We start from the raw sequence: 9287 nt of genomic DNA on the forward strand, positions 1-9287 counted from the left end.
GGCCCACGATCAGTTCATTTCACCGTTCGCGGCGTGTCGCCCGGACTCCCCATCTCCCAGGTTCGTGGTGAAGAGCCGGCAATCGTCTCGCTAATCACCACGCGGGCACCTCCGGTAGATCGGCGATTACGGCACCCCTCTACACCGGTGGCGCATCCGGCCACCCCGGAGTGGCACCTGGACTCTTATCCACCGGTATCGCATCAGCCACACACCCCGGATCCATAAACGGATGCATCTTGAAGCTCGTCGTGTACCAATCCCCGAACACCGACACCAGCGGCGCCCGGCCCGGCCCCCGCTGATTCTTCGGCGGCGCCACCCCCACCCGCTGAAACACAAACGTCCGTTTGAAAATCGTGTAGTTCTTCGGAAACGTCCCGTTTAACGTGACGTTAGCTGCGTAGCACACCACCGCGGTCGCTGAACCATCCGGAACACTATCGAACTCGTGAACCCAATTCGTATGAAATCCGGTACTGATAAGACCAGTACCGGTAAACGGATAGCCACCACGATCTTCTGCTGCCTTCGCGAACCCCGGATACGACCCCTCCGCTTTGCCCCGGTTGAAATCGGCGATGTGGTCACCCTCAATATAGGCACGAATATACGTGCCCTCCGGACTCATCAAATCCACCGCCGGAGTCGACACCCAATGCTCAGAAAACCGCACATTCGACGGAACCCGATAACCCACCGGCGGCGCCACAGCAACGGGACTGGACTCCACATCCTCTGGCGCCGGAGAAGACATCCACGAGCACCCAGCGACGACTACCGCGGCGATCCCCCCGACGACCACCAGGCCACCTCGACGAAGATGCATCACCACTGTCCTTACCCGCCCGGCGAAGGCTGCGGAACCCTCGCCTGCGGCAGACCCGGCGGCCTCGACACGTCGCCCGGATCAGCCAACCCTGCATGGTTGATCATCGACTGCCGCGTCCAGCGCTCCCCACTCGTAGGTTCGGGCGTGATCATGCCACACCCACCGCCCCGAGAATGACCGGAATCGCACCGGTGAGGTGCGCAGCGCGTTTGCCACTCCCGTCGTCCGGTCACCGAATCCGGGCGAACCCCACGACACGACGCCCCGAATCCGGTAGCGGCGGGGCCACCATGTCGATCACCTGCCGGGCCTGGTCTTCCGCCGGGGTCTGCGGGTCGAGCACCTCGAGGTAGCGCTCGTGGGCGGCCAGCGCCGCCACCGCCACGTCGATGTAGTCGTCGACGACCTCGATGTGGGTCGGCTCAGGACTCTGCTGAAACAGCCACCGCGGTCGGTCGTCCAGCGCGTCGTAGGCGGCGGTCACCGCGGCGGCGAACTCGATGTGGTCGCGCTGGTTGGGCTGGCCCGGACCGAATTCAGGCCCGCCGTACCCGCAGAGCACCAGTTGCGGTGCGGTGTCGATGATCGTGGCACGGATGCGATCGCGCAGTTTCGCGGTGTCACGGATCGCGCTGTCGGGAAAATCCCAGAACGCCAGATCATCGACGCCGACCAGGGCCGCGGCACGGCGCTGCTCGGCCTCACGCAACGGTCCGGCGTCCTGCGGCGCCATCCCGGCGATCCCCGCTTCGCCGCGACAGGCCAACGCGTAGCGGACCTCGCGGCCGGCAGCGGTCCATTTGGCGACTGCGGCGGCCATTCCGTATTCGGCGTCGTCGGGGTGGGCCACCAGCACCAGGGCCCGCTGCCAGTCGTCGGGAAAGGGCTGCGGCTCAGACATCGGGTCAGGAACCTCCTTCGCGCAGCACACCGTGGACGACGATGTCGGTCGTGCGGTCCACCCAGGCGTCATCGAGATCGGCCTGCGGGTGCACCAGGACGCTGAGTAGGGTCGCACCCCCGATCACCTCGACCAGGCGGTCCGGATCCACCTCCGGGCGCACCACGCCCCGGTCGACGGCGTGGGCAAGCCACTCGCGCACCACCGCGAACAAGCCGGTGAACCGCGAGATCACCCGGTCGTGCAGGCCCGGGTCAGTGGCCATGTCGGCGGTCACCCCAGGCAGTGCGGCGCGTACCACCGGACTGGTGAACACGTCGCGCGTCGCGACGATCATCGCGCGCAGGTCGGTGACGATATCGCCGGTAGGAGCCTCCAGGGCGCTCGGCGCGGCGGGAAACGCCGCCTCGTGAGCCAACTCGGCCTTGTTCGACCACCGTCGGTACAGCGCGCTCTTGGTGGTCCCGGCCCGCTCGGCCACCGCGGCCAGGGTGAGGTTGGAATAGCCGTTCTCCACAAGCAGGTCCGCGGTCGCCTGCAAGATGGCGGCATCGATACGAGGATCACGGGGCCGGCCCACGCCCGAGGGCTTGTCAACCGACGCGGTGTCTGGTTTCATAAATCGCTACCGATCGTATCGTAATTATTGCGGGTACTGCACACGGAGGTCCGGCTATGCCGAACAAACCGACCATCGAGACCGACATCGCCCGGGTCCAGCGCTCCAGTCGCGACGTTACCGCCATTCCCGAGGTCATGGCGCACTGGTTGTCCCAGGTCATGTCCGCGGGTGTCACCCCGCAGGTCAGCGTGGAGAGCGGCGTCGATGCCAACGGGATGTCCTCGGAGACGTTGATCCTGTCCGGACGCTGGTCGCAGGACGGCACCGAGGTGCAGCAGCGCTGGGTGGCGCGGGTCGCACCGGCCGACGCCGACGTGCCGGTGTTCAGGACCTACCGGCTGGATCACCAGTTCGCGGCGATGCGCCGGATCGCCGAGTTGACCGATGTGCCCGTGCCGCAGGTGCGCTGGCTCGAGCCGTCCGGCACCGTGCTGGGACGGCCGTTTTTCCTCATGGACCTCGTCGACGGCCAGGTGCCCCCCGACGTCATGCCCTACACCTTCGGCGGCAACTGGCTGGCCGACGCCACCGCCGAGCAACAGCGCACCCTGGCCGACAGCACCGTCGATGTGCTGGCCCGCCTACACGCGATCGCCGACCCGGTCGAGAACTTCGCGTTCCTCGGTGGCGACCACAGCGGCGAGACCACGCTGCGGCGCCATTTCGCGTGGGTGCGCGACTGGTATGAGTTCGCCGCCGCCGACACCGGCCCGGTGGGGCTGCTGGAGCGGTGTTTTTCCTGGCTGGAGGATCACTGGCCGCACCAGCAGGCAGCCCGCGATCCGGTGCTGTGTTGGGGGGACGCCCGGATCGGCAATGTCCTCTACCGTGATTTCACCCCCGCGGCCGTGCTGGACTGGGAGATGATGACCCTGGGTCCGCGCGAGTTGGACGTGGCGTGGCTGATCTTCGCGCACAAGGTGTTTCAGGAGATCGCTACGCTGGCCGACCTGCCGGGACTTCCCGAAATGCTCACCGAGGCCGATGTGCGGTCCCGATACGAGCAGTCATCGGGGGTCGAGATCGGCGATCTTTCCTGGTTTTACGTCTATGCCGGGCTGATGTGGGCGATCGTGTTCATGCGCACCGGGTCACGCCGTGTCCACTTCGGCGAGATGGAGGCCCCCGATGATCCCGAATCACTGTTCTACCACGGTAATCTGCTCAAACGTCTGATGGGAGAAGACCCGCGATGATCGGCCCGATCGACGAGTACCCGGTCCACCAGCTGCCCCAGCCGATTGCGTGGCCGGGCACGTCGGACCGCAACTTCTATGACCGCTCGTATCTGAACGCCCACGACCGGACCGGCGACGTCTTCGTGATCACCGGGATGGGTTACTACCCCAACCTCGGCGTCAAGGATGCGTTCTTCCTGGTGCGTCGCGGCGACACCCAGACCGCGGTGCACCTGTCGGACACCATCGACGCCGACCTGCTCAACCCGCACGTCGGCGCCTACCGCATCGAAATCAGCGATCCGCTGCGCTCACTGCGGGTGGTGTTGGAGGAGACCGAGGGCATCGCCGCCGACCTGACCTGGCGGGGCCTGTTCGACGTCGTCCAGGAACAACCCCACGTCCTGCGCACCGGCAACCGCGTCACCCTCGATGCGCAGCGGTTCGCCCAGTTGGGTTCCTGGAGTGGCACCTTGGTGGTCGACGGCGAGGAGATCACGGTGGACCCGAAGACCTGGATCGGGTCGCGGGATCGTTCCTGGGGGATCCGGCCGGTCGGTGAGCCCGAACCCGCCGGCGCGCCGGCCGATCCGCCGTTCGAGGGCATGTGGTGGCTGTATCTGCCGGTGGCCTTCGAAGATTTCGCAATCGTGTTCATCGTCCAAGAGCAGCCCGACGGGTTTCGCACCCTCAACGACTGCACGAGGGTGTGGCGCGACGGCCGCGTCGAACAGTTGGGCTGGCCGCGGGTGACCACCACCTATCGCTCCGGCACCCGGATCCCGACCGGCGCGGTCATCGAGGCCACCCGAGCCGACGGAACACCGGTGCATATCGAGGTGGAATCCAAACTGGCGGTGCCGATCCACGTCGGCGGCGGCTACGGGGGTGACCCGGATTGGCTACACGGCATGTGGCGCGGGGCGGGATTCACCGAGCGGCTCACCTACGACATGACCGATCCGGCGATCGTGGCGCGTACCGGATTCGGGGTGATCGACCATGTGGGGCACGCCCTCTGCCGCGATGGCGACGGCCCGGCCGTTCAGGGGTGGGGTCTCTACGAGCACGGGGTGCTCGGGCGCCACGACCCGTCGGGGTTCACCGACTGGCTGACGATGGCCCCGTGACCGGTCACGAACTCGCTTCACGCGCCGCCGACCGACCGGCCACCGCCTCGATCAGGCCCCGCAGCTCCGCGTTGACCCGGTCGGGGTGCTCCAGAATCGAGCAGTGACCGCCAGGCAACTCCACCAGCTTGAACAGCTCCGGCACCTCGGCGGCGATGCGGCGTGACTGGCTGATCGGGGTCAACCGGTCGCGTTCGCTGCCGATCACCAGCGCCGGCACGCTCAAGTTGGCCAGGTTGAAGTAGCGCGCCCCCATCTCGTTGACCATCGCGCGGGCAGCGCCGCCACGTCCGGCCGGAGGGGTGTTTTCGAAGAGCTCGTAGATGAAATCGGCGATCGCTGGATCGGCCAGCGCTCCCACCGCCATCATCTCCACCATCGGACGGATCGGGGGGCTGAGCAGACCGTGAACCGGGAATCCACCGATCACCCGGATCAGGTTCGTCGCCGCCAGGGTGCGGGTCGGGGCGAACCGGCGGGGAAACGGCAGCAGGTCGATGTGGTTCACCAATTCGCCGGTGGTGGTGTTGATCAGCGCCACTGCGTCGGCGAAGCGTTGCACTCGCCGTGGATAGCGCTCCGCCCAGGCGTTGATGGTGATCCCGCCCATCGAATGTCCGGCGATCACCGCCCGCTCTCCGGGCGCCAGGGTCGCCTCGAGCACCGAATCCAGGTCGGCGGCGAGATGGTTGAGCGAGAATCCCCCGCGCTTGGGGATCCCGCTGCGTCCGTGACCGCGGTGATCGAAAGCGATCACCCGATAGTCACCGCACAGATCGGTAATCTGATACGCCCAGACCCGCAGGGCGCAGACGAAACCATGGGACAGCACAATCGGATAGCCGTCCGGCGGGCCGAACACCTCGGTGTGCAACCGTGTTCCGTCGGTAGCGCGAACGATGACCGGCCGGCCCCGCGGCATCACGTCCGGGGACCACACCGGTGCGGTCGATGGTTGAGCACTCATCGCAGCTCCCTTCGCCGCGGCGACGTTGCCGCCCGGCGAGTGTAACTGACTGACCAGCCAATTCCGGGGAGATTTGGGCACACCTGTGCAGAACTGCGAGGTCGAAGTGCCGCTCGCACGGGCCGACCTCTGGCTCATCGCCGCCTGGCGTTCACGTCGGTGCGACTGCGAGTCTTCTCAGTAACTTTTAACATTCATCTAATGGAATTAGGTTGGCGGGCAGGCACTCCGATGACAGCCGATCGACACACGGATCAGAATCGTCATTAACTTATCTCTTGTGCCGGTTCGCCAACTGTGCCATGCTGCACACACCAGCACGACCGTGATGCCGGTTACATCGACCGGTCGAGGTGCTAGAGGCAGCGGGAGAGAACGAGAAAATGCTCGGATTACTGGAACGGCTCGGCAAACTGCTCAGCTACCGGATGAGCATCGGGGAACTCATCGGCCTGGGGCTGATTCTGGGCACCCCGTACCTGATCATCGGGTTGATCTGGTCACTGACCCACACCGCACATCTGCAGCAAATGCAAGGAGTCGACCTGGTCGTTTCCTTCTTGGGGTCGATCGTGTCCTGGCCGGTGCTGCTGTTCTCCAACGTCTGCATGCAGTGACCATCACGGGTTTCGCGAAGTAAGAGGCATCGGTGATGACGACGTCGGACTCATCTCACATCCTCGCTGAGATCATCGAGGAACAACTAGCTGATCGGCCGGGTCTTCGCGGTGTGATCGACTGGGTGCGCCGCTACCTGATCAACCACCCGATCCAGTCTTTGGCCACCGGCGGCAGCCAAGTTGTCCTGGGGATTCGGGCATTGCAGTATCTGTTCCTGGATCTGTTCACCGGCCGTTTCCTGGTCCGCGAGTATCTCGAACAGACGGCGTTCGTGGCAGGAACCGCTTTTCTACCAACGGTTTTCGTCACCATCCCGGTCGGTGTCACCCTCTCGATCCAGTTCAGTGTTCTGGCCGGCCAAGTCGGTGCCTCCTCCCTCGCCGGCGCGGCCACCGGGCTGGTGATCATTCGCCAGGCCGCTCCCCTAGTGGCTGCGATGCTGCTGGCCGTCGCGGTCGGGTCCGCCGTCTGCGCCGACCTGGGATCGCGCACGATGCGTGAGGAGATCCAGGCGATGGAGGTCATGGGGGTCCAACCGGTACGCCGGCTGGTGGTGCCCCGACTGGCTGCGCTGATCACCGTTGGTGTGCTCCTCACCGGAATCACCTTCTTCGTCGGCTACATCGCCGGATACATCTTCAACGTCTTCTTGCAGAACGGCACGGCCGGCTCGTTCATCGCGACGTTCTCGTCGTTCTCCGACGTCGGCGACATGTGGCTGGCCCTGGTCAAAGCGATCGTCTTCGGGATCATCGTCGCCGTCGTGAGCTGTCAGAAGGGTCTGGACGCCCGTGGCGGCCCCGCCGGGGTGGCCAACGCCGTGAACGCGGCAGTGGTCGAATCCATCCTGCTCTTGATGTTCGTCAACGTGATGATGAGCCAGCTCTACGTGATCCTGTTCCCCCGGCAGGCGCTCTGACCATGGCGTCTCCCAGCACGTTGCGCCTGCGCGGCACGCGACCGGTCGTCGACTCGGCCGAATCCTTCGTGCGCGGGGTAGCGAAATCCGGTCACATGGTGCACTTCTTCGGCCGCACCGTGGCGTCCATCCCCACCATGTTCCGCCACTATCGACGCGAGATGATGCGCCTGCTCTCCGACATCGCTTGGGGCAACGGCTCGATCGTCGTCGGTGGCGGCACCATCGCTGTGGCGCTGGCGCTGGGCCTGATCGCCGGCGCTCTGGTCGCCGTCGAGGGCTACAGCATTCTGAGCTTGCTGGGTCTTGGGCCGGCCACCGGACTCATCTCGTCGTTCGCAACGACCCGCGAACTGGCCCCGATCATGGTCGGCATGGCCTTCATCGCCCAGGCCGGTTGCCGGTTCACCGCCCAACTCGGCGCCATGCGCATCAACGAAGAGATCGACTCGCTCGAGGCGATGGCGATCAAACCGATCCCGTTTTTGGTGACAACCCGGGCGGTGGCCTCGGTCATCGCGGTGGTCCCGCTGTTCCTGGTCGCGCTCGGCGTGGCCTACCTGGCGTGCCAGTTCTCCGTGGTTCTGGTCTCGGGTCAGTCCAACGGCTCCTACCTGCACTATTTTTCACTGTTCGTCAACGGCCGCGACGTCTTGTACTCGACATTCAAGGCCAGCGTGTTCGTGTTCATCTCCTCGACGATCCAGAGCTACTACGGCTTCGTCGCCGCCGGCGGTCCCGCCGGCGTGGGCACGGCCGCCGGGCGCGCGATGCGCACCAGCGTGACCGCGGTCGTGGTGGTCAACATGCTGTTGACGATGGCGCTGTGGGGCGTCGAGTCCGGCGCGAGGTTCGGCGGGTAACGATGGCGAACTGGTTCGACACCGATCCCCGCGGCGCCTCCAACCCGCGACTCTTCGTCCTCGGCGTCTGTTTCATCACCGTCGCCGTGGCGACGGCGATGCTGATGGTGGCCAAATCCCAGGGCAAGCTCGATGACCTGGTGCGCGTCGACATCGAACTGACCAATATCGGTGACGGCCTGCCACCGCGCTCCGACGTGAAGTTCCGCAACCTGCTGGTGGGGTCGGTCTCCGATGTCACGCCGTCGACCCACGGGCTACCCAACACCGTGCACGTGACCATCAAACCCGATTACGCACAATGGATCCCCGACACCGTGACCGCACGGGTGGTCCCGGCCAACCTGTTCGCCGTCTCCGCAGTCCAGTTGGTGGACAACGGCGAGGCGCCCGGACGTCTGCGCACCGGATCGGTGATTCGCGAAGACCAGTCCCTGCCGACGGTGATATTCCAGAATGTGCTCAACAAGCTGCGTCAACTCATCGGCCCGCTGGGGCGCAAGGCCGACGACCACAGCATCGGGGTCATCGCCGCCCTGGGGGCCGCCACCCACGGTCGCGGAAGAGAACTCACCGACACCGGCCACGACCTGAACGAAATCCTCATCCGGCTCAACGACGTCGTCGCCACCGACGACGCCGGGCCGACCACGCTGTCGGCATTGACCGATGCCGCGGCAGGGCTGCATCGCGTCTCCCCCGAACTCTTCGATGCCCTCGACCAGTCGATCCGACCGATGGCCACGATCACCGAGAAGGGCCAACAGCTGAGCAGCCTGCTGGCCGGCGGCTTGGGCACCTTCGACACCTTGGCGACGGCGCTGGAGAACCAGGCCGAGCGCATGATCACCATCAGCACCCAGTTGACTCCGCCGCTGGGTGTGATCGCCGATCACTCCGACGAGTTCCACGGAGTGTCGACCAAATTGCAGAACCTGGCGATACGGGTTTACGACATCGCCTGGGATCCGGAGACCAAGGTCCTCAAAGCGGGCAAGGCGGCGATCGCACTCACCCCGAGCCGCAGCTACGTGCGCGCAGACTGTCCCCGATACGGTGAGCTGGCCGGACCGAGTTGCGACACCGCACCCGAGACCCCGACCGCACCGGATCTGTTCCCGGCTCTGGAATCCCAAGGGGTACAGCCCACCCCCGGGGTGACGGAGAACCGTCCCAACGTGACCCCGCCCAGACACTCGATGCCCGGCGATCCGCAGGGCCCACCGGCCCTGCCACCCCCCGGTCCACCACCGG

General features: G+C 65.7%; 10 protein-coding genes. 6 read left to right on the plus strand and 4 right to left on the minus strand.

The window, feature by feature from the left end:
- Window positions 1–139 precede the first annotated feature (139 nt).
- The 3 genes from B8W67_RS20660 to B8W67_RS19460 form a co-directional block, all read right to left on the minus strand.
- A complete protein-coding gene (locus tag B8W67_RS20660; protein WP_133056159.1) occupies window positions 140–757 on the minus strand; it encodes a hypothetical protein in 618 nt (205 codons plus the stop codon).
- A gap of 304 nt (window positions 758–1061) precedes the next feature.
- On the minus strand, window positions 1062–1733 hold the full coding sequence (locus B8W67_RS19455; RefSeq protein ID WP_069393388.1) for a PIG-L deacetylase family protein: 672 nt from the start codon (window positions 1731–1733) through the stop codon (window positions 1062–1064).
- Between the two features lie 4 nt (window positions 1734–1737).
- Window positions 1738–2352, minus strand: a complete 615-nt coding sequence (locus B8W67_RS19460; protein ID WP_085305796.1) for a TetR/AcrR family transcriptional regulator C-terminal ligand-binding domain-containing protein — start codon at window positions 2350–2352, stop codon at window positions 1738–1740.
- Window positions 2353–2408: 56 nt separating this feature from the next.
- On the opposite strand from B8W67_RS19460, the gene B8W67_RS19465 reads away from it, so the two are divergent.
- Entirely contained in the window at window positions 2409–3551 is a 1143-nt protein-coding gene (locus B8W67_RS19465) for a phosphotransferase family protein (protein ID WP_085305798.1), read from the plus strand.
- Complete coding sequence (locus B8W67_RS19470; RefSeq protein ID WP_085305800.1) at window positions 3548–4663, plus strand: Rv3169 family protein; 1116 nt, start codon at window positions 3548–3550, stop codon at window positions 4661–4663. Before B8W67_RS19465 ends, B8W67_RS19470 begins: the two co-directional genes overlap by 4 nt.
- A 4-nt stretch (window positions 4664–4667) precedes the next feature.
- Here B8W67_RS19470 and B8W67_RS19475 read toward each other — a convergent pair whose 3' ends face one another.
- On the minus strand, window positions 4668–5630 hold the full coding sequence (locus B8W67_RS19475; RefSeq protein WP_085305802.1) for an alpha/beta fold hydrolase: 963 nt from the start codon (window positions 5628–5630) through the stop codon (window positions 4668–4670).
- Window positions 5631–6013: 383 nt separating this feature from the next.
- Here B8W67_RS19475 and B8W67_RS19480 point away from each other — a divergent pair, with 383 nt between their 5' ends.
- From B8W67_RS19480 to B8W67_RS19495, 4 genes are all read left to right on the plus strand, one after another.
- Window positions 6014–6247, plus strand: coding sequence for a hypothetical protein (locus B8W67_RS19480; protein WP_069393383.1), 234 nt, complete (start codon window positions 6014–6016; stop codon window positions 6245–6247).
- Window positions 6248–6282: 35 nt separating this feature from the next.
- Window positions 6283–7170: an MlaE family ABC transporter permease gene (locus B8W67_RS19485; protein ID WP_084229001.1), complete on the plus strand. Its 888-nt coding sequence runs from the start codon at window positions 6283–6285 to the stop codon at window positions 7168–7170.
- 2 nt (window positions 7171–7172) lie between these two features.
- On the plus strand, window positions 7173–8033 hold the full coding sequence (locus B8W67_RS19490; protein ID WP_069393381.1) for an ABC transporter permease: 861 nt from the start codon (window positions 7173–7175) through the stop codon (window positions 8031–8033).
- A 2-nt stretch (window positions 8034–8035) separates the two neighbouring features.
- The coding region (locus tag B8W67_RS19495) for an MlaD family protein (protein WP_085305804.1) at window positions 8036–9287 on the plus strand (1252 nt) is incomplete at its 3' end.

This window comes from Mycolicibacillus koreensis (assembly GCF_002104795.1).
GTDB classification, from domain to species: Bacteria; Actinomycetota; Actinomycetes; order Mycobacteriales; family Mycobacteriaceae; genus Mycobacterium; species Mycobacterium koreense.

Coding starts and splice junctions, on each gene's coding strand:
- B8W67_RS20660 (WP_133056159.1), bottom strand. CDS start 757: ATGTCTTCTCCGGCGCCAGAGGATGTGGAGTCCAGTCCCGTTGCTGTG.
- B8W67_RS19455 (WP_069393388.1), bottom strand. CDS start 1,733: ATGTCTGAGCCGCAGCCCTTTCCCGACGACTGGCAGCGGGCCCTGGTG.
- B8W67_RS19460 (WP_085305796.1), bottom strand. CDS start 2,352: ATGAAACCAGACACCGCGTCGGTTGACAAGCCCTCGGGCGTGGGCCGG.
- B8W67_RS19465 (WP_085305798.1), top strand. CDS start 2,409: ATGCCGAACAAACCGACCATCGAGACCGACATCGCCCGGGTCCAGCGC.
- B8W67_RS19470 (WP_085305800.1), top strand. CDS start 3,548: ATGATCGGCCCGATCGACGAGTACCCGGTCCACCAGCTGCCCCAGCCG.
- B8W67_RS19475 (WP_085305802.1), bottom strand. CDS start 5,630: ATGAGTGCTCAACCATCGACCGCACCGGTGTGGTCCCCGGACGTGATG.
- B8W67_RS19480 (WP_069393383.1), top strand. CDS start 6,014: ATGCTCGGATTACTGGAACGGCTCGGCAAACTGCTCAGCTACCGGATG.
- B8W67_RS19485 (WP_084229001.1), top strand. CDS start 6,283: ATGACGACGTCGGACTCATCTCACATCCTCGCTGAGATCATCGAGGAA.
- B8W67_RS19490 (WP_069393381.1), top strand. CDS start 7,173: ATGGCGTCTCCCAGCACGTTGCGCCTGCGCGGCACGCGACCGGTCGTC.